Annotated in this window: 19 protein-coding genes; 1 reads left to right on the plus strand and 18 read right to left on the minus strand. The window is 56.0% G+C overall.

Translation table 11 applies throughout. The annotated features are described in order from the left end of the window. Positions 1-74 precede the first annotated feature (74 nt). Positions 75-1,130 carry a dTDP-glucose 4,6-dehydratase gene (gene rfbB / locus CO666_RS15985; RefSeq protein WP_097613077.1) on the plus strand — a complete coding sequence of 352 codons (1,056 nt, stop codon included), beginning with the start codon at positions 75-77 and terminating at the stop codon, positions 1,128-1,130. 40 nt (positions 1,131-1,170) lie between these two features. Here rfbB and CO666_RS15990 read toward each other — a convergent pair whose 3' ends face one another. The 18 genes from CO666_RS15990 to CO666_RS16075 all read right to left on the minus strand — a co-directional run bounded on the left by CO666_RS15990 (position 1,171) and on the right by CO666_RS16075 (position 18,301). Continuing rightward, positions 1,171-2,163, minus strand: coding sequence for a glycosyltransferase family protein (locus CO666_RS15990; protein ID WP_245436795.1), 993 nt, complete (start codon positions 2,161-2,163; stop codon positions 1,171-1,173). Continuing rightward, complete coding sequence (locus tag CO666_RS15995; RefSeq protein WP_097613079.1) at positions 2,139-2,951, minus strand: class I SAM-dependent methyltransferase; 813 nt, start codon at positions 2,949-2,951, stop codon at positions 2,139-2,141. The genes CO666_RS15990 and CO666_RS15995 overlap by 25 nt, the downstream gene beginning before the upstream one ends. Beyond that, entirely contained in the window at positions 2,951-4,165 is a 1,215-nt protein-coding gene (locus CO666_RS16000) for a CgeB family protein (RefSeq protein WP_245436796.1), read from the minus strand. Before CO666_RS16000 ends, CO666_RS15995 begins: the two co-directional genes overlap by 1 nt. Further along, complete coding sequence (locus CO666_RS16005; protein WP_097613081.1) at positions 4,065-5,558, minus strand: glycosyltransferase; 1,494 nt, start codon at positions 5,556-5,558, stop codon at positions 4,065-4,067. Before CO666_RS16005 ends, CO666_RS16000 begins: the two co-directional genes overlap by 101 nt. Positions 5,559-5,560: 2 nt before the next feature. Continuing rightward, a complete protein-coding gene (locus CO666_RS16010; RefSeq protein ID WP_245436802.1) occupies positions 5,561-6,427 on the minus strand; it encodes a TIGR04325 family methyltransferase in 867 nt (288 codons plus the stop codon). Positions 6,428-6,471: 44 nt separating this feature from the next. Next, entirely contained in the window at positions 6,472-7,338 is an 867-nt protein-coding gene (locus tag CO666_RS16015; RefSeq protein ID WP_179869699.1) for a hypothetical protein, read from the minus strand. Next, positions 7,323-7,955, minus strand: coding sequence for a PIG-L deacetylase family protein (locus tag CO666_RS16020; RefSeq protein WP_004677164.1), 633 nt, complete (start codon positions 7,953-7,955; stop codon positions 7,323-7,325). Before CO666_RS16020 ends, CO666_RS16015 begins: the two co-directional genes overlap by 16 nt. Further along, the gene (locus CO666_RS16025) at positions 7,952-8,653 is read right to left on the minus strand and encodes a WbqC family protein (RefSeq protein WP_097613083.1); all 702 of its coding nucleotides are present in this window, start codon (positions 8,651-8,653) and stop codon (positions 7,952-7,954) included. Before CO666_RS16025 ends, CO666_RS16020 begins: the two co-directional genes overlap by 4 nt. Then, entirely contained in the window at positions 8,650-9,615 is a 966-nt protein-coding gene (locus CO666_RS16030) for a PseG/SpsG family protein (RefSeq protein ID WP_097613084.1), read from the minus strand. The genes CO666_RS16025 and CO666_RS16030 overlap by 4 nt, the downstream gene beginning before the upstream one ends. Then, on the minus strand, positions 9,597-10,244 hold the full coding sequence (locus CO666_RS16035) for a cytidylyltransferase domain-containing protein (RefSeq protein ID WP_245436803.1): 648 nt from the start codon (positions 10,242-10,244) through the stop codon (positions 9,597-9,599). The genes CO666_RS16030 and CO666_RS16035 overlap by 19 nt, the downstream gene beginning before the upstream one ends. 26 nt (positions 10,245-10,270) lie before the next feature. Continuing rightward, the gene (locus tag CO666_RS16040) at positions 10,271-11,287 is read right to left on the minus strand and encodes an N-acetylneuraminate synthase family protein (RefSeq protein WP_097613086.1); all 1,017 of its coding nucleotides are present in this window, start codon (positions 11,285-11,287) and stop codon (positions 10,271-10,273) included. A gap of 120 nt (positions 11,288-11,407) precedes the next feature. Further along, the gene (locus CO666_RS16045) at positions 11,408-12,478 is read right to left on the minus strand and encodes a radical SAM/SPASM domain-containing protein (RefSeq protein WP_097613087.1); all 1,071 of its coding nucleotides are present in this window, start codon (positions 12,476-12,478) and stop codon (positions 11,408-11,410) included. A 1-nt stretch (position 12,479) separates the two neighbouring features. Beyond that, positions 12,480-13,325, minus strand: a complete 846-nt coding sequence (locus tag CO666_RS16050; protein ID WP_097613088.1) for an NAD-dependent epimerase/dehydratase family protein — start codon at positions 13,323-13,325, stop codon at positions 12,480-12,482. Beyond that, a complete protein-coding gene (locus CO666_RS16055; protein ID WP_097613089.1) occupies positions 13,318-14,031 on the minus strand; it encodes a nucleotidyltransferase family protein in 714 nt (237 codons plus the stop codon). The genes CO666_RS16050 and CO666_RS16055 overlap by 8 nt, the downstream gene beginning before the upstream one ends. Continuing rightward, positions 14,024-15,004, minus strand: coding sequence for an NAD-dependent 4,6-dehydratase LegB (locus CO666_RS16060; protein WP_097613090.1), 981 nt, complete (start codon positions 15,002-15,004; stop codon positions 14,024-14,026). The genes CO666_RS16055 and CO666_RS16060 overlap by 8 nt, the downstream gene beginning before the upstream one ends. Next, positions 15,001-16,320: an ABC transporter ATP-binding protein gene (locus CO666_RS16065; RefSeq protein ID WP_097613091.1), complete on the minus strand. Its 1,320-nt coding sequence runs from the start codon at positions 16,318-16,320 to the stop codon at positions 15,001-15,003. The genes CO666_RS16060 and CO666_RS16065 overlap by 4 nt, the downstream gene beginning before the upstream one ends. After that, positions 16,320-17,198 (minus strand): ABC transporter permease, encoded by an 879-nt coding sequence (locus CO666_RS16070; RefSeq protein WP_097613092.1) that lies wholly within the window; start codon positions 17,196-17,198, stop codon positions 16,320-16,322. The genes CO666_RS16065 and CO666_RS16070 overlap by 1 nt, the downstream gene beginning before the upstream one ends. After that, on the minus strand, positions 17,195-18,301 hold the full coding sequence (locus tag CO666_RS16075) for a DegT/DnrJ/EryC1/StrS family aminotransferase (RefSeq protein WP_097613093.1): 1,107 nt from the start codon (positions 18,299-18,301) through the stop codon (positions 17,195-17,197). Before CO666_RS16075 ends, CO666_RS16070 begins: the two co-directional genes overlap by 4 nt. Between the last annotated feature and the right edge of the window lies 1 nt (position 18,302).

The raw sequence follows: 18,302 nt of genomic DNA on the forward strand, positions 1-18,302 counted from the left end.
GATCTCTTCGGTTGACGCGAGACTGACACAATGAGACTAGAGCTTTCCATTACCAGATATCCGAGGGGGATAATATGATCCTGGTCACGGGAGGCGCCGGCTTCATCGGTGCGAATTTCGTGCTCGACTGGCTTGCATTTCATGATGAGCCGGTGATCAACCTGGATGCCCTCACCTATGCCGGCAACTTGGACAATCTTGGCTCCATCTGGGGTGATCCGCGTCATCTCTTCGTCAAAGGCAGCATCGCGGACTGCGATCTCGTCGAAGATCTGCTCCGCTCCCACCGTCCCCGCGCAATCATCAATTTCGCTGCCGAAAGTCACGTGGACCGATCGATCCATGGGCCGGAGGAATTTATCCAGACGAATATTGTCGGCACTTTTCGCCTGCTGGAGGCCGTCCGTGGATTTCTCGCCCTGCAGGATGCAGCTCACCAAGAAAGCTTTCGTTTTCTCCATGTGTCGACGGACGAGGTCTATGGTTCACTTGCACCCGCGGAAGCCGCTTTCAGCGAGCATCGCAAATACGAACCAAACAGCCCTTATTCCGCGAGCAAGGCGGCCAGTGATCATCTCGTTCGCGCCTATCATCACACCTACGGCCTGCCGGTACTGACGACGAACTGTTCGAACAACTACGGTCCCTATCATTTTCCGGAGAAGCTTATTCCCCTGGTCATTCACAATGCGCTCGCGGGGAAACAAATCCCGATCTACGGGGACGGAATGCAAGTTCGCGACTGGCTGTTCGTCAAGGACCATTGCAGCGCGATCCGGCGCGTTCTGGAGAGCGGAAAGGTCGGAGAAACCTATAATGTCGGCGGCAGAAACGAGCTAACCAACCAGTCGGTGGTCAACACGCTCTGCGAGATCCTCGACGAATTGAGGCCCCTGCCACACGGGGCAAGCTATAAAGCGCAGATCTCTTTCGTCAGGGATAGGCCTGGTCACGACCGCCGTTACGCTATCGATGCGGCCAAGATAGAACGGGAACTGGACTGGCGTCCGAACGAGACGTTCGATACGGGCATTCGCAAAACCGTCGAGTGGTATCTCGCCAACCAAGCATGGGTCGAGAACGTCACAAGCGGCAGCTACCGCCAATGGATCGACTGTCAGTACCAATAACAGGTTGGAGGAAGCAAGACTCCTCTGCGTAAGCGTGACTTTAATACCTGATGAAATGGTGCAGGAAGCGCTTGAGCGACAGAGGCACATGACGTTGCACCCATCTGCGTGCCATTACCATGAAAAAGGGGCGGAGGCCGTCGGAAAAGCCTGGAGAAATCGTTCTGATCCCCTTCAGGGCTCGCATCAGCGCGCGCTCATAAGCCTTGTAGACAGCGGCCGGCTCCTCGCAAACGGCGGTGTAAAAAGCTGACAGTCGATCGAACAGGCCATTGGTCAGCAACTGGAACTGATGGAAGTGATAGAAGATCAGAGGCGCACCTTCGACCTCGATCCTGCCTGAGGCATCCTGCGAAAAATGCAGCTTTTCGTAATTCCAGGGAGCAATCCCAGCTCCCGGATGCTCGATGATATGGCAATTCGGATAGAGATCCGGCCACTCGTCCAAATATTTCTGGTCGCCCATCTTACCATCTTCGAGGCGGTAGTAGCACCATTCGATGCACTGCTCGCGCCAGCGGTTCAGGCAGCGCATTCCCTCCTCGTCGCGTCGGAAACTCACCCATTCCACGCAGAAACGGCCATTCACTTCCCTGTCTTTCAGCCGCGGGGCAAAGCGATGCTCGATAATGGCAATGGAATTATTGCCGATTTCGTCGAAGATTGGTTGGATCGACGAATAGAACAGCAGGTCGGAATCGAGATAGGTGATGAAATCGATTTCCGGATGGTGCTCCAGCACGAAACTCGGCAAGCACGGAGACAGGGTCCAGCAATATTCGGCAACCCCGCGCGCTTTCTTGGCCTCCAGGAGTTCCGGGGTCTCCAGATCGGCAAGCGCAATGCAGGTGATGTAGGGCCTCTTGGAAGCGGTCAATATTTCCCGCGTCTTTTCGTCCATGCAAAGCACAAAAACATGGGCGTCGGGGCACCACTGGACGAGGCTCTCCATCATGGTCATCCCTTTGATGAGATAGCCGCTATCAAAAAGGGTGCAAAAGTAGTTCGTCATGATGGGGATTGTTTCCTGCACAAATAGGTGCGGCCTGCGTTGCCCTTGCTGCTGTCGCGTGGATCGGCATTCTCGCTCAGCGTAAAGGTCGCCTGGACTTCCAGGTCATGAACTCGAAACATATCCAATAGCTCAGGCTCGGAAAAATGGATCTCTATGGTCTCGATGCCATAGGCCTGCTTGCGGAAATACTTGGTCGGCTCGCCGTAGACAACAGGCGTACGGTGAAAAATCACGTATTCCCTGGCAACGCGGGCGCTCTCGGCGATCGCCGCTTCATAATTGGGAATATGCAGCAGACAACATCCGGAGACCACAATATCGAAAGCGCCATCCTGATAGCTGAGCCGCGTCGCATCCTCCACATCGAACGACAGCCCCGGATAGATGTTGCGCGCCATATCGATGAAAGCATCGGAGTAATCGCAGCCGCGGTATCGCAGCGGCAGGCCACTCACCTCCAGGACCTCGGAGTAATATCCGCTGGAGCAACCGATTTCGAGCAATGAACCGGCGGCTGGGAGATTGTCGATCTTACGCAGCGCAGCGGTAAAAACATCGAATACATCGACGGAAACACCGACGCGATATTCTTTCAGTTGTCGCTCGACGAGGGCCCTCTGGCGTGCCGGCAGATCACTCGCTTTCCAAGATGCGGCAAGGCGCGAGCTTTCGCTGTCTCGCCGCGCTGAATCAATCTCGACATAGTGGGAGGACACCGACGTCGCCGGCAGCAGTTGTTCACGCAATCGCTTCAACCGGCTCTTCACTCCCGGAAAGCGATTGAGACTCGCGCGCAGAAACGACATCAGCCGTGTTTCTCCAGATATCGTTCGAGGATCGGCACCAATTCTTCCATTCTCGACTTGTAAGTGTGGTCCTTCAGCGTCCTTGCCTGACCGGCCTTTGCGATGGCATCGGCCTCATCGGGGTGGTCTATATAGTAGCGGACGAGTTCTGTCGCTTCCTCAGGACTGGAATAGGCGACTACCTCCTTGCCGACGTCGAAAATCTCACCGAGATTGTCTTTCCTGTCGGTTATCAGCAGCGATCCGACACCGGTCGCCTCATAGAGCCGCATGTTATTGGCATTGTTTTCGGCAACATTGATGTGTCGGTTGATGGTGATCCGGCTGCGCGCCAGCGCGCGATACATATCCGGCCCCCAGACTTCGCCATTGTGACGTTTACGAATCGGCGAAGAACGCGGAAGCGTCTTCGCGCCATAGCCGAAAAACTGTATCGGCGTCGTATCGGCAAGATGTTCGAGCAAGGGGACGGCCTTGCCATGATGACGGCTTATGCCGCCGACGAAGCTCACCGGCACGTCGCGTGGGACATTGCCGAGGATATCGAGCACCCGAGTATCGAAGCCGATCCTGAAATATTCGGACTTTATCCCCATCTCGTGAAAACGGGGCACGAAATGGGGGAAAGACGTCAGAATAAGGTCATAGGGCCGCAGGAACCCGTCCGGCGGCAGCGGACAGGCGATCTGGCCGACAATCAGCGGCACGCTCTTTTTCAACTCTGCCAGCGCATGCGGAGGAAAGAAGCTGAGATCCTGACAGTAGAGGACATCCGGCTTGAATGCTCGAACCCGGGCCATCGCGACCTCCAGCAAGCCGGGAAGCGCCGCCAGGCGTGCGCCCACATAAGGCAGCCTGAAAAACCGATGCGGCAATTTCATCGCCCAAGCGCTGAACGGTTCGTTGTTTTCTTGCGCCCAGGCCGACTGAAGCGGGACACAATTGCCGATGATATCGATGACATCGCAGCCAAGCTCCGTGAGGTGGCGCGAATAGAAATCAGACGTGCCGAACGCAGCAGCCAACAAGGCTTTGGTCTGTTCCGGCGAGGCCGATTTTCGCAGCTGTGGCCGCCGCGCATAGAATTGGCTCAGAAAACGCGCGTAATATGTGTCAAATATTGCTATTTTCATGTTCACCGTCCGGTTGGCTACCAGGACGTTCCTGGGATGTTGTATAGACGCTACCGACAACCTTTGCAGGGTTCCCGGCAATTATCGCCCCTGCGGGGAAATTTCCCCGGACGACCGCACCCGCAGCGACAATGCTGTCACGTCCTATGTCTGTGCCCCGCAAGATCAGGGCATTGGTACCAATGAACACATTATCGCCAATATGCACCGGTGCAGTCTTAATATCCGCCTCGACATCCGAATGACGGCGCCCTTCCGGATGTATTGGATGAAAGTCCGTGTCGAAAATCGTTACATTGGCTCCCATCAGTACTTCCGCGCCAATTGAAATCCGGACAGCCGAGACGATGGTTGCACCACTGATTCCGCTGTCTGCGCCAATGCTGATCTTCGATCCCGCGCGAATGGTCGCTATCTTGACCGGATGATTGAGAGCTAGCGCTGTAAATCGTGAATCAGAACACAGGACGACGCGATCACCGAGGTCGATCTCACTGTCAGGATGCCGTTGCAACAGAGGGGCGCCATAGAGCACAACATCGCGGCCGAAGCTTACTCCGTGACGTCTCAGTTCGCCAAGCCGCTTTGCACGCACAAGGGAAAAGGCAAATTTCTTAAGCCTTGACGTCACGCTTCCTAAAAGAACACGAGCGCAGAAGAAATAGACCATGCGGAAAGGTGCGGTCAATCTCTGCACCGGTGAACCGACAAGCGAATAGAAGACCAAGCGTTGAAACACATTGTGAGGAGAGCGGCTGCCAAACAATCGTTTTCTCCATGAAAGCTTGGAGACGTCGTTTCCATATATTGGAGGCGAATAAACGATTGCTTTTGAGCTGACGATCAGCGGCACTCCAGCGCGCGAAAAGCGCATAGCGATTTCATAATCGGCCATATAATGTGGCAGAAGGCGTGGCCGAACGCCGCCATATTTCCGAAACAGCAGGGCTGGATAGAGAGTCCCTCGACCGCTCAATGCATCCACGCGGTATTGGCTGTCAGGCGACCGTTGTTGCGCTTTGGTTAATTCCGAAAGGAGATCCCAAATCGCGAACCTGTTGATGTTGACCCGAGGGCCAATACTGACAATAGGTGGGTCCTTCCCCTCTTCATGGATAACGCTTCCGACGGCGGCTTCGCCATTCGCCTTGGAAGTTTGCACCAGGGTTTCAACATAATTCTCATCGAACCAGGTGTCATTGTTCAGAAGCAGGATATAATCTTCGGCCTGACAGGATGGAAGGACGTGTTTCAGTCCTTCCCCGATGGCGCCTCCCCACCAAAGATTGCCGTCGCCTCGGATTTCGACCACATCGCCCTGCGACTGCAGGTATTCTGCCGTTCCATCGGTCGAACCGTCGTTGACAACGACGATTGTCAAAGCGTCGGCGAGAGTTTGTCTCCTGAGAGAGTCCAACACCTTCCGAGTGTCTTCCAGACGATTGAAGACAGGGATAATGACGTTAACCCGCATCGCTAAATTTCCCGCCTCTCAAGAAACCAGCCAGAATACGACCATTCGTATTGTCCCCGAGCTGGCGTAACGCCAATGCCCCACCGCTTCAATTCCTGCAAGGGTGGCGGAGTTGCTGTTCCGAATGCCCCGGCGGGCTGGAAATTGTCCAGCACCTCGTAGCCATGCCTCGCGAAATGATCCTGCAATTCGTTCGCGTTCAAGAACCATACCGGGTAACTCGCGCGATAGATGCGTTCCGGCACATGCTGCACAAAAGGGACTTCGGCGACATCGAACTGCGCACTTGTCCTGTCGACAAGGATGAACTTGACGCCTTTCGAAAGAAGGCTCTCGAGTTGCTCATGAGGATATTCAAGATACTGGAGCACGCCAGAGAGCAGGACGATGTGGGGATTCACAAGATCGATTGCCTCTTCGAGGTTATGAGAAAAGCTCAGAACCCCGTCTTCAAATTCTGCTCGCCCTGCGTCTGCGAAATGAGGCTGCTCGACCACGCACCATTTCAATTCCGCGAGATGAGCCAGTTTCGAACGGTGTTGGAAATAGGAACTTCCGAGCGCCCCACCAAAGTCGACCACTCTCAAACGACGATCGGATCTGGAGGCAGCATAGAGAAGCCAGGCGAGCAGCGGATGCGAGGAGCTTCCTTCCTTGAAGATGACCGTGTCCCGCTCGTATGAGGCACGACCCTGAACGACTGCGCGCGTCGCTTCGACTGCTTTTGCAAGAATAGCCGGCGCATCATAGCCGGCTGAATCAACCATTGCCGAACGCCAATCGTCGTAAGGTCCGTCGAAAACGATGTTGTGCCGCCGGAATTCGGTCCAGATCTCCCGTGCGCGCGTTTGCGGCGATTCTCGTGTCACCTCAAGCAAACAGTGGATTCCCGGGAGCGAGAAATTAAACCGTCTCATTCTTCAAACCAGGCCTGGAAAGGCCGTCGCTCAAATTCGTCCAGCGCCCCACCCGGTGTGGAATTGAAGATGCGGATATCATTCGCCCTCGCGATATTTGCGATGGCTCGATATTGTCGCCACAGCCGCGCGGCCTGCTGAAAGTCGTCGTGACGGCTCATGGTCGGGCTGCCGTCCGCATTTACGGTGAAATCTTTTCCTTTTTGCACCTTGAGGTCGAACGCGTATTCGTAACTTTTCGAGAGGAAACGATCGTGATCGACGCCGAGCAGGATGATCTCCTTGAAGCCGAGATACATCGCTATCATCAAGGCCATCACCGGCACCGAATCCACACGCGGCACCGGTTTAGAGATGTCGACGATTTCCATCGACGGTCTTTCGTCGAAGCTTTCGCCGAGCATCAGATAGCGGACCGCTCGTCCTGAAAACAGATCGTGTTTTCGAACCAGTTCCGCTTCCGTGGAGCTGAGGAACAGTTCCGCGCCACCCAGGTGCGAATGCATCTCCTCAAACCAGCGGACCACGTCCTCCGGTGTCATCAATCCGTAGGTAATTTGCGGAACACAATGATAACGAGACTGGAACTTGTCGAAATCGGAGTGCAGATAACCATTGGAAACGGTTATGACATTTTCGCCTTGCAGCCGCGACAGGTCCAAGCCCTTGACGCTCGGGCCATTTCCTAAAATGAAACAGCGTTGCCCTGCGTGCAGCCCGGCAAGCTGTCTATTTTCGGCCAGCGATCTGGCGACATCCGCAGATAACTTGTGACGATTTTTTAGCCTGCGCTTCAGCTCATGCACACCATACGGAAGCAGCATGGAGCCAAAGGTCAAAATCTTTCTCAAGGCTGCAGCCACTTCACCACCTCGAAGACTTCGGCGTATTTTACACCAATGCGCTGGCCGGCGTTCTCGGCTTCATTGCGGAAGAAGCTCACCCATTTCCGCCCGGTGCGCTCCATCTCGGATTCATGGGCAAGGATCGCCTTTTCCTTCTGGTCCCAATGGGCGGTGATGTCGACGTAGAAATTCCCCCTGAAATCGACCGTCGAATGATACCAGTTGCTGCGGTACATTAGCAGGCGGGGCACATGGCGGCAGCTGTGCAGCGATGCACGCGACAATGCCAGATGGTCATGATGGATATCGCCCACCCAGTGGGTATAGACCATATCGATCTTCAGATCCTGCACGAGCTTGAGGATCTCGATATTCAGCGGGTCGACGAATTCGATCTGGAGCGTTTTGAACTCGCCGCAAAACATCTTTTGCACGCCGAGGATTTCCATCGCGGCGTCCGCTTCTGCTCTGGCGACCTGGCTGCTGCGCACGGACTGGTCATATTGGTTGGAAAAGCCGGATACGGTCGCGACATAGACGTAAACCGTATCGCCGTTTGCTGTATGGCGCGCCAGTGCACCACCACAGCCGAGCTCCACGTCGTCAAAATGGGCACCGATCGCGAGAATATTCATTTGCAACTCCAGAGCAGGTCACGCGTGCCTGCAATACCACAATTCAACAGTGTGTCGAGAATACTGAGATAGGGAATGAACTCGCCGAAGGGCTGTGGATAAACCGGATGGACGAAATGCTGCCATTCGATTTCGATTCCGGCTGCCTCGAACAGTTCCGGCCGCATATAGTCGCGCGCGCCGAGACCCGAGAGATAACGCGTCGCTCCCACTTTGCCCAGCAATTCGACAAGCAACTCGTTCCTATGACCCTCGGGGCTTAGAGTGCTTGATCGTACTGTCGGCATGGTGATTTCAAGCATATCCAGAATACCGTCCAGGAAATGCATATTGAAATCGGCCAAGAGGTCGAACCGCTTGCCGTAGAGGGCTTCGATGCGGGGAAAGACTTCGCTCCAGCCGGCGGATTTGCGATAGTTTTCACGAAGCAGCGAAAGGTTCTGATCTATCCACCCAGTGCCGGGCGCCAATTCCACCGCATTGATCGGGGTGCCAAGGCTCGGCTTTTTGATCCCGACAGTGAGCCAGCGATCGCCTTGCGCCGTCTTTATCTTGTCACGGTGCGTCCAGCTTTTGCTCGTGCCGTGGACGAACTGAACGTGATCCAGAACGATGTAGAGGTCGGCGTTCAGGAAACGCTGAAAAAAGCCGAGATAGGATGCAAAATCCGGTTGATGGATCACGACTGTCAGGCTCATGCCGCCAATCTTTCCAACAGATCGGCGACGCGGCCAACCCCGCCAAGGTCGACCTTGGTCATGGCAGTCTCGCTCATACTCCTGATGGGAATTGCCTTTTCCAGGATGCCGAGATCAAAAGCGGAGTGATGTCCGGCGAAAAACGCTGCTCCAAGCTCTTCGAGCGCACGCCCGACCGGGATTTCAAAAGGCTCGTTTGCGACCACGACGCAGGGCAGACCGGCCGCACACGCTTCGAAGGGCGTAAGACCGCCCCCGGTAATCGCCAGATCGTGCCCGTACATCTCCGCCGCAAGCGACGGCACCTGATTCAGCAATCTGAACCGATCCGGTGCAGCCATCGCGACGACCTCTTCAAGCTCCGCCATGTGCTGGAAGCTCGGGCCTGTCACGATGGTGACGGGGAAGGGCTTGCTGCTCAGCCATTTGGCGACGCGGACCGTCACTCCATAAGTATCGGCGCCGCCGAGCGTGACGAGTATCGATGCAAGTTTTTCCCGAACTCGGCGATACCCAGCGATTTCGGGATTGAGTATCATATACTCCACCCCCAGCCGTACATCCCCGCCCTTCAGCCCCTCCGTCTTTTCAAACAACAGAGCGCAGATATTCATGTCGGTAAGTTCCGCGCCATCACCACGATCGTCGAAAGTAACAAGCTTGGCGCCCAGGCGCTTGATGGTCTCGCTGTGGGACCGCTGCGTATTGAGGCGGTCGTTGATCCAGATCGAGGACGGGGCGGTGGCTTCGAGGAAATCCTTCTCCCAGCCCGTCACGGCGGCGAGATCGTAACACGCCACGTCAAAGCCGCGCTCCCGGATAATTTTCAAAGAATTCGGATGATCGTTCGCCAAAAACCGGATCTGATGACCGCGTGAACGCAATTCGGTGGCGAGCGTCAGCGACCGAAACAGATGCCCCATGCCGCGTGCATGTGAACTTTCTATGCAGAAGACGAACATAGTCTGATCGCTTCTTCCGTCCCGAGCCAATTTTCGCCCGCCTGCGCTGCGAGCGCACGAGCGCGGCTCCAATCTTCCTCCGTATCCACCGTCAGGCGCAGCTCCGGAGAGATTTTGGCCGAGGGCACATCGAGCTGACCGATCTTGAACAGTTCGGGCCGATCGGTGAAGTATTCATTCACGTGTTCGCGATGGTGCGGCAGCTTCCCCTCGCGGTGGCTGCGCGACAGGGCTTCGAAGGTGAATATCTCGGCGCCGACACCGATAGGCAACTGGCCAAAGGCATGCGTGTAGTCGAATCCCTGCTTCTGATGCAGATCGATCAGCCTCTCAAGCTCCTCAATGTCAGTGAAAGGATTATCTGCCGTCAACCGCACGATATCCGACATGCCGAGCGCTCTCGCGCACTGAAAGTAACGATCGAGAACATCGGTTTCGTCGCCGCGAAAGCAGCTGACGCCATGCTCAAGGCACCAGGCTTCGATCATATCGTTCTCACTGGCGGACGATGTCGCAACGACAACCTTGGCAGGGCGCTTCAACATCTGAAGTCTGCCAAGGACATGTCCGAGAAGGGGCTTTCCGCAAATGTCGCGAAGCACTTTTCCCGGCAGCCGCGTCGACCCCATCCGCGCTTGGATAATGATCCCAAGCGTCACGCCAGATCGCTCCACTGGAGGACGGCGTCGCCGTCCAGATCCTTGATCACTCGCCGCCCGGCAAGGGTTTCGAGATGTTTAGGTTCGATTCCCGTCCCCGGCCGTTTGACCGAGATGTCGCCGGCAGAGATGATATGGCCGGCTTTGAGCGGTCGGCTGACAACGATGCTCTTGCGGTTGTTCAGCCTGGTCGTCGCCTCGCTTGCAGCCGGTTCCTTGCGACCGCTGCCTTTCATGATCTCGAAGGCGCGGATCGCATCCACAAGCCATTTCATTTCCGCCGGATCGGCAGAAAGCATGTGGTCTGGACCGTCGGCGGATTTGTCGTAAGTGAAATGCCGCTCTATAACGCGGGCACCCATTGCCGCCGCACAAAGGCTTGCGACAGGCGTCAGCGTATGGTCGGAATAGCCGACGTCGAGATCCGGAAACGCCTCCATCATCGTCTCCATCGCGCGCAGGTTCACATTTTCCGGATGCGTCGGATAACTCGTGATGGCATGCAGCAGAATGAGCTTGTCGTTGCCGGCTTCCTTGATTGCGGCGACGGATTCCCGAACTTCATCGAGCGTCGACATCCCCGTCGACAGGATGATCGGCTTGCCGGTTTTTGCGAGATAACGGAGAAAGGGAATGTTGACCGCGTCGTCCGAGCCCACCTTATGGGCTCCAACTCCGCATCTCTCCAAGAGATCGACATCCGTCTCGTGCGAAGGCGACGAAAACCAATCCAGCCCGCTCTCCTCGGCATAGCGGAAAACCGCCTCGTGCAGTTCGTGACTGATTTCATATTTACGGAAAAGTTCGAACTGCGAGGTGACGCCGGTGTTTTCCATATCGAACATGGCGTTGCGGCTCGACAGTGTTTCTGCCCGGTAAGTCTGGAGCTTGACAGCATCGACCCCTGACGCCTTTGCCTCGTCAATCAGGCGCTTTGCCTGATCGAACGTCGTAAAGTTGCCGCCGATCTCGGCTATAATATAGCAGCGATCAGGCCGATAGTTGCGGAACATCTGTTACTCCCTGTAATCACGACCGGCAATTTGCCTCGCGCCCTTGGCAGCATGCCCTATGCTCCAGGCGCGATAAATGTCGACCTGAAGAGGTTGCCTGTGCGCACGTATTTCAGTCGATTATCGCCCGATTTCCTGGTTCCGATCGACGTAATTCCGCACAATGACCTGTCTGCCGCAAATCTCAGCCGTTTCGTCATTGGTCTCTCTCGGCAGGTAGCACCTGCGGCAGACCTCGCTCTTCAGGAAGCCCTGCGGTTCCTTGTGCAAAGCGCGCACTGCGTTCATTTTTTCCCCGTGCCATATCTGGTGCACGGTTTCGGTGTTCGCATCGCCGATAACCTCACGGTTCTCCTCGTCGTTCGAGCACTTCATGACCAATCCGTCGGCACCGATCACCAGGCGCTGGTACTGCTGCGGGCAGGTGAAGTTGTCGAGATAGGCGATATCGGAATCGTTTCCGAGATAGTCGATCAGCGGATTGAAGGCCACGAGATCGACGTGAGGCGCGAAGGTGTCGTAATAGAGATCAGGATTTTCCCGGATTGCCGGCCAAATGCCCTGCACCTTGATGACAGGACGATGGAGACCGCGCTCGTCCTTGTATTTCTTTATGTCCTTGATCTTGTCGAGCAGGGCCTGGAACTTGATCGGCTTGCGGATCTTCTCATAGGTCTCACCGGTGCCGTCGATCGAAACGGTGATCCAGTCGATGCCGGCATCGACGAGCTGGGCGAAATAGTCTCTGTTGAGCTTGAAGCCATGCGTCAGGGTCGAGACTTCCTTGATCCCGTGGTCCTTGGCATAGCGCACACAGTCGGCGAAGCGTTTGTGCAGCGTCGCCTCGCCGCGCAGCGACAAGCGGATCGCAGGAACCTTGCCGCCGATCTCATCGATGATGCGGCAATAGAGGTCCCAGTCCATTCGGGTCGTGTTGACGCTCTTCTTGAACTCGTCGCTGATCGTATAGCACATCGGGCAACGCAGATTGCAGATCGACGCCAGCTCGAGATCGACGAGCAGCGGGTAATCCGAAACTTGCTGGTTCAGGGCATATTCCGACCATTTGCGACGGTAATCCGCGTATTCGGCTTCCCATCCTTCGCCACGGAATCTGTCGAACGCGGCTTCGCGCTCGTCCGTGTCCATCGAGTAGTTGCCCTTATTGATCGGAACGTAACGCTCGTTCAATTTACGACTCCTTCATCATCACGCCGATGCCGGCCGGCAGATCCCACTCCGGCCGCCATCCAAGAACGTCGCGAGCCCGCGTAATATCCGCCCGCACGTCAGGTATTTCATTCCGCCGAACAGCGCAAGACGACACTACAGGTAGGTCAGTGCCGGCGGCTTTCTGCAAGATATCGATGATTTCCTGCACCGAATAGGACGTTCCAGACCCGATATTGATGCAGTGGTAGCCTTCGGCCACGTCCATGGCTTTGGCGAAGGCGCTCAGAACATCGTCAACAAAGACATAGTCCCGCCGCGGACTGAGGTCCATGACCTGTATTTCCTGCTTTGTTCGTATCTGATCCAGAAGCGTCGGTATCAGAAATTCCAGGCGCTGCCCAACCCCATATATATTGAAAAGGCGCAATACCACCACCGGTATCTGCTCGTATGTGGCAGCGAACTCACAGAGCTGTTCGGCCAGATGTTTGGAAAGAGCGTAGGGGTTGTTCGGCCTAACCGGGTCGCTTTCGTGGATCGGCAGCCGCTCCGGCACCCCATAAACATAGGCGCTTGCAAATACCAGTTTGGCCTTGTGTCGCTTGCACCAGTTCAAAGCATGCTGCGTACCGAGAACATTGGCGGCGGTGAAGCTCGGGCCTTGTGTCCAGCTATCCGGAACGAATGTTCTGCCGGCAAGATGAAACAGCGTGCGCGCCGCCGGAAGCTCCTGCCAAAGGCGCTCTTCGGCTATGTCGCCATGTGTTCTGTCAAGCGCAAGCACATCAACGCCGGCCCGTTCAAGCCGCTCTACCAGGCGTTTCCCGAGAAAGCCGCCAGCACCGGTGACGATGGCATCAACCATTCAAGAACCTGGATTGCATGGTTTCGAACTCTTCGATCGCCAACGCATAATCGTCGGGGCGTCCGATATCGAGCCAATAGCCGGGAAAATCGCGAACCGTGGCCGGCTTGCCGGCGGCCAGGAGATCGAGCATCAGCTGGTCAAAGCCATAAGCACCGCGTTGCGGTATATGCTCGACGGCCCTCGCAGACACCATGTAGACGCCCATGCTGACCTTATACTCGGCCGTCGGCTTCTCCCGGAAGCCGGTCAGGCGTCCTGCCTCGTTGGTATCGAGAACGCCGTAGTCTATGCGATGCTGACGGGTTTTGGACGAAATTGTAAAGATATTGCCGTCACGGACATGGGTATCGTGAAAGTCGGCATAGTTCAGGTCGGTCAGAATGTCGCCGTTCATCACCAGGAAATTCTCAGGCAGATCCTTGATCAACCGCAGCGGCCCCATCGTGCCAAGCGGCTCGTCCTCGAGCGAATAGTCGATGCGGACGCCCCACTTGTCGCCATCCTGGAAAAACGCCTTGATCAGTTCGGCCTGATGGTTGACGGCAAGCGTTATGTGCTGAAATCCGCCTGAGATCAGCTGCCGGATGATGACCTCGAGAATGGGATAATCGCCGATCGGCATCAGCGGTTTCGGAAGGACGACGGTATAGGGCCGCAACCGCGTTCCCATCCCCCCCGCCAGAATGACTGCGCGTCTAGACATTGAAAATATCCGCCTTGTATCGCGCCAGATTCTGCGGCTGACGCAGCCATTCGATCGTCGCTCTCAGACCATCCTCCACGCTGTAGCGCGGCGAAAACCCCGTCAGAGACTTGATCAGACTGTTGTCGCAGCACAAGCGCTCCACTTCGCTATTTGCCGGACGCAACCGCTGTTCGTCGCATTCGATCTCGACGCTGACGCCAATGATGTCGGCGATGAGCTGGACGGTATCGCCGATCGATATCTCGCTGCCGGAGCCGATATTGACCGTCTGGCCGATCGCTCGGTCGCAGGCCGCGAGCGCCAGAAAGCCATCGCAGGTATCCTGCACGAAATTGAAATCCCGGGTGGGCGAGAGCGCACCGAGCTTCAGGGTCGTCCGTCCGCTCAAAAGCTGTGAAATCACAGTCGGAATAACCGCCCTTGCCGATTGCCTCGGCCCGAAGGTGTTGAACGGCCTTGCAATCGTCACCGGGAGATCAAAGCTCGAATGATAGCTGTAGGCGATCGCATCGGCGCCGATCTTGGAAGCCGAATAGGGCGACTGCGCCTGCAGGGGATGGCTCTCGCTGATGGGCACAAAACGCGCCGTGCCGTAGACTTCGCTCGTCGAGGTCTGGATCACCCTTCCGACACCCGCGTCGAGAGCACCTTGAAGAACATTCAGCGTCCCATGCACATTGGTATCGATATAGCTTGAGGGGGCCTGATAGGAGTAGGGAATGGCGATCAGGGCGGCAAGATGGAAGATCGTGTCGACGCCCTTAGCAACGGAGCGCATCTGCGCGGGATCGCGGACGTCTCCAAGGATCACCTCGAACTGGCCGCGGTATTCCGATTGGTCCAGCCAGCCCCAGCTGGAAAACGAATTGTATTGGCAGAGGGCGCGAACTTCGACGCCCGATCTGACCAGAGTCTCGACAAGATGAGAGCCGATAAACCCGTCTGCCCCGGTGACAAGCGCTTTCTTCATTTCAAAACACCTTCAGAATCGCGCAGGAAAAGCTTCTCAACTTCCCAAGGCAACTGTATCGCCGAAATCGACGGCTTCCGTTGCTGACCCAGCATCTGGATGATTCCCACATTGTCCTCTACGTCAAACCGAATACCCTCGGCGACGGAATATATCGAGAACCGGCTCGATATGCCCAAACGCACGTAGTAGGTGCCGGTGTTGAGAAGATATCCTGGAAATTTGACCCGGGCGCGATAATAACCGGCCGGGCGTGCATCCAAACGCCCGACATCGAGTTCGGGATCGGAAAGGCTGATGAAGGTGGTATAGCCGTCTTCCATCTTGATCTGCATCCCGACCGAGAGGCCGGAAAGCGGCTCCCTCAATTCGTATTCGACTTCGACCGTGAAATCCTTCGACAACTCCAGCGTTCCCGAAGCCTCGCCCTCGGCATTCAGCACCGCAACACGGCAAATGACTGCCTTTCCGTCGACGTCGTCGGGATTGACAGAGTAGACCGCCGCGCCCCCGAATTCGGGGCGGTCGAGATAGGCCTTTATCACATCCGCGGTATCGCCCATCGCAGCGACTTTTCCATCGGCCATCAGGATCGATTTCGGGCAGATGCTGCTTATCGCCGTCATGTTGTGGCTGACGAAGATAATCGTTCGGCCAGCCTTGGTGACTTCCTGCATGCGCCCCATGCATTTGTTCTGGAAGTTGACATCGCCCACGGCCAATACTTCGTCGACGAGAAGGATTTCCGGCTCGAGATGCGCCGCGACGGAGAAGGCCAGACGCACATACATGCCGGACGAATAGCGCTTCACCGGCGTGTCGATAAATTCGCCAATCTCCGCAAACTCGACGATTTCATCGAATTTCGACCTGACCTCGGCACGGCTCATGCCGAGGATGGCGCCATTGAGATAGACGTTCTCTCGACCGGTGAGTTCCGGGTGAAATCCGGTGCCAACCTCAAGCAGGCTTGCAATTCTGCCTCGTATCCCTATGAAGCCGGAATTGGGCATTGTGATACGCGACATCACCTTCAGCAGCGTGGATTTACCGGCTCCGTTTCTGCCGATAATCCCGACAATCTCGCCGTGCCCGACCTCGAAAGAGACATCATCAAGCGCATGGAAAATGTCTCCCTTGAGCCGCGATGGCCTGCTGCGGTCGGACGTAAAGTCGGAGACCGACACGTTCGGATCCGGAAGATTGCGCCATCTCGCCCACCAGCTCTGCAGGTCACGATAGAGGGTGCCGTGATTGATCACGCCGAGACGATATAGCTTGCTGACGTGCTCAGCTCGAATAACGATATCGTTCATCAGACGGTATCCATCGCGTTTGCTTCCGCGCGCGAGAAAAGTGCCAGCCCGCATAGCGTGACGGCGACCGTTACCGCCAGATTGGCGAGGCAAAGACTGGCAGGCAGGGCGGGAGCGTCGAATAACGCCCAGCGGAAGGTTTGAACCGGCGTCGTCATTGGGTTGATGTAATAGAACCAATGATACCGTTCCGGAATCTGACTGAATGGATACACGATTGGCGTAGCATACATCCAGAGTTGGCTCATGAACCCGACGGCGTAGACGAGATCGCGGAAACGGACCGTAAGAGCGGACACGACAAGCCCGGCACCAATGCCGAGCACGGCAATATAGATGAGCACCAGCGGCGTCAGAAGCAGGAACCAATAGCTCAGGGCCAAGTCAGGATTGGCAATTTTCATCCCGATGAAAACCGTCAACAGGAGCAGGAACTGGATCGCAAATGCGACAAGGCCGCTCATCGCAACGGATAGCGGCACCACAAGCCTGGGAAAGTAAACCTTTCCGAACAGATTTGCGTTCTTCGAGAAGACGTCGGAATTATTGGTCAGACAGGCGGAAAAATAGCTCCAGATGATCGTGCCCGACATGTAAAACAGAAAGGGTGGAAGGCCATCGGTGGAAAGGTTGGCGATTTTCCCGAAGACGAGATAATAGGTCATGGCCGTCAGCGACGGCTGGATGATGTACCAGACAGGCCCGAGAACGGTCTGTTTGTAGAATGTCGTGAAATCCCGCCGGAAGAACATCCAGACGAGATCGCGATATTGCCAGACAAGGCCGAGATCCGGCGTATTGCCCTTCGAAGGCTTGATAACGATATCCCAATCGCCACCCTCTCGTGCCGAGGCCGGTTCTTTCAGGCGCTCTATCATGCCGCCAACTTCAGCTTTTCGGGGAGCGCCGCAAGAAGGCTGCAGACGCGCTCGATCTCATCGCTGCTATGCCCGGCCGAAATAGGCAAGCTCAGCTCGGTGGCATGCAGCTCATCGGCAATGGGATAATCGCCGGAAAGAATGCCCTGCATTGCCTTCTGCCTATGCGGCGCGATCGGATAATGTATCTCGGTCTTGACCCCGTTATCCAGCAGCCATTGACGCAATTCGTCGCGAGCCGGGTGACGTATCCCGAAAATATGAAACACGTCATACTCGGCAGGTCGACGAAGCGGCTGCGCGAGCCAGTTGGGCAGATTGGCAAAATAGATACCGGCCAATGCCCGCTTATGTTCAGTCACCTGATCGAGGTAACGCAGCTTGACCCGCAGGAATGCCGCCTGCATCTCATCCAGTCTGGAATTTACACCGACATAGACGTTCTCATATTTTTTCTTCGACCCATAATTGCGCATGTGCCTCAAGCGATCTGCGAATTCGTCATCATCCGTGACGATCGCGCCCGCATCTCCGAGAGCTCCAAGATTCTTGGTCGGGTAGAAGCTGAAGCAGCCGGCAATTCCAAAGGTGCCGGTCAGCTTGCCGTCATAGCGTGCCCCATGAGACTGCGCGCAATCCTCGATCACCTTGAGACCATGCTCGCTTGCAAACGCGGCGATCTCGGTCATCCGGCAGGCCTTACCAAAAAGATGCGTCACACAGATTGCCTGCGTGTGGCGAGTGATCGCCGCGGACAAGCGTTCCGGATCGATATTGAAAGTTTCGCGCTCGGGCTCCACCAGAACGGGTTTGTGGCCGGCGCGAAGAATTGCCAGAATAGTGGCTATATAGGTATTGGAGGCAACGATGATCTCGCTGCCTTTCGGCAGATCGAGCGCTTCGATCGATAGGATCAGCGCATCCAGACCGTTGGCTACGCTTACGCAATGCTTGCTTTGCGCAAAGGCGGCGAATTCAGCTTCGAATGAGGAGACCTCATTCCCAAGTATGTACCACCCGGAGCGAATGACACGAGAAGCAACCGACTCCAACTCTTCCATCAGCGCGCGGTTGGCCTGCGCAAGACTTTCATACTCAATCATC

Source organism: Rhizobium chutanense (assembly GCF_002531935.1).
Classification (GTDB): domain Bacteria; phylum Pseudomonadota; class Alphaproteobacteria; order Rhizobiales; family Rhizobiaceae; genus Rhizobium; species Rhizobium chutanense.

What these genes read in the sequence shown, in the direction of transcription:
- CO666_RS15995 (WP_097613079.1), bottom strand. Translation starts at nt 2,951, where the DNA reads ATGTCGTTTCTGCGCGCGAGTCTCAATCGCTTTCCGGGAGTGAAGAGC.
- CO666_RS16005 (WP_097613081.1), bottom strand. Translation starts at nt 5,558, where the DNA reads ATGCGGGTTAACGTCATTATCCCTGTCTTCAATCGTCTGGAAGACACT.
- CO666_RS16040 (WP_097613086.1), bottom strand. Translation starts at nt 11,287, where the DNA reads ATGTTCCGCAACTATCGGCCTGATCGCTGCTATATTATAGCCGAGATC.
- CO666_RS16055 (WP_097613089.1), bottom strand. Translation starts at nt 14,031, where the DNA reads ATGTCTAGACGCGCAGTCATTCTGGCGGGGGGGATGGGAACGCGGTTG.
- CO666_RS16050 (WP_097613088.1), bottom strand. Translation starts at nt 13,325, where the DNA reads ATGGTTGATGCCATCGTCACCGGTGCTGGCGGCTTTCTCGGGAAACGC.
- CO666_RS16065 (WP_097613091.1), bottom strand. Translation starts at nt 16,320, where the DNA reads ATGAACGATATCGTTATTCGAGCTGAGCACGTCAGCAAGCTATATCGT.
- CO666_RS16070 (WP_097613092.1), bottom strand. Translation starts at nt 17,198, where the DNA reads ATGATAGAGCGCCTGAAAGAACCGGCCTCGGCACGAGAGGGTGGCGAT.
- CO666_RS16060 (WP_097613090.1), bottom strand. Translation starts at nt 15,004, where the DNA reads ATGAAGAAAGCGCTTGTCACCGGGGCAGACGGGTTTATCGGCTCTCAT.
- rfbB (WP_097613077.1), top strand. Translation starts at nt 75, where the DNA reads ATGATCCTGGTCACGGGAGGCGCCGGCTTCATCGGTGCGAATTTCGTG.
- CO666_RS16075 (WP_097613093.1), bottom strand. Translation starts at nt 18,301, where the DNA reads ATGATTGAGTATGAAAGTCTTGCGCAGGCCAACCGCGCGCTGATGGAA.
- CO666_RS16025 (WP_097613083.1), bottom strand. Translation starts at nt 8,653, where the DNA reads ATGAGCCTGACAGTCGTGATCCATCAACCGGATTTTGCATCCTATCTC.
- CO666_RS16020 (WP_004677164.1), bottom strand. Translation starts at nt 7,955, where the DNA reads ATGAATATTCTCGCGATCGGTGCCCATTTTGACGACGTGGAGCTCGGC.
- CO666_RS16035 (WP_245436803.1), bottom strand. Translation starts at nt 10,244, where the DNA reads ATGGGGTCGACGCGGCTGCCGGGAAAAGTGCTTCGCGACATTTGCGGA.
- CO666_RS16030 (WP_097613084.1), bottom strand. Translation starts at nt 9,615, where the DNA reads ATGTTCGTCTTCTGCATAGAAAGTTCACATGCACGCGGCATGGGGCAT.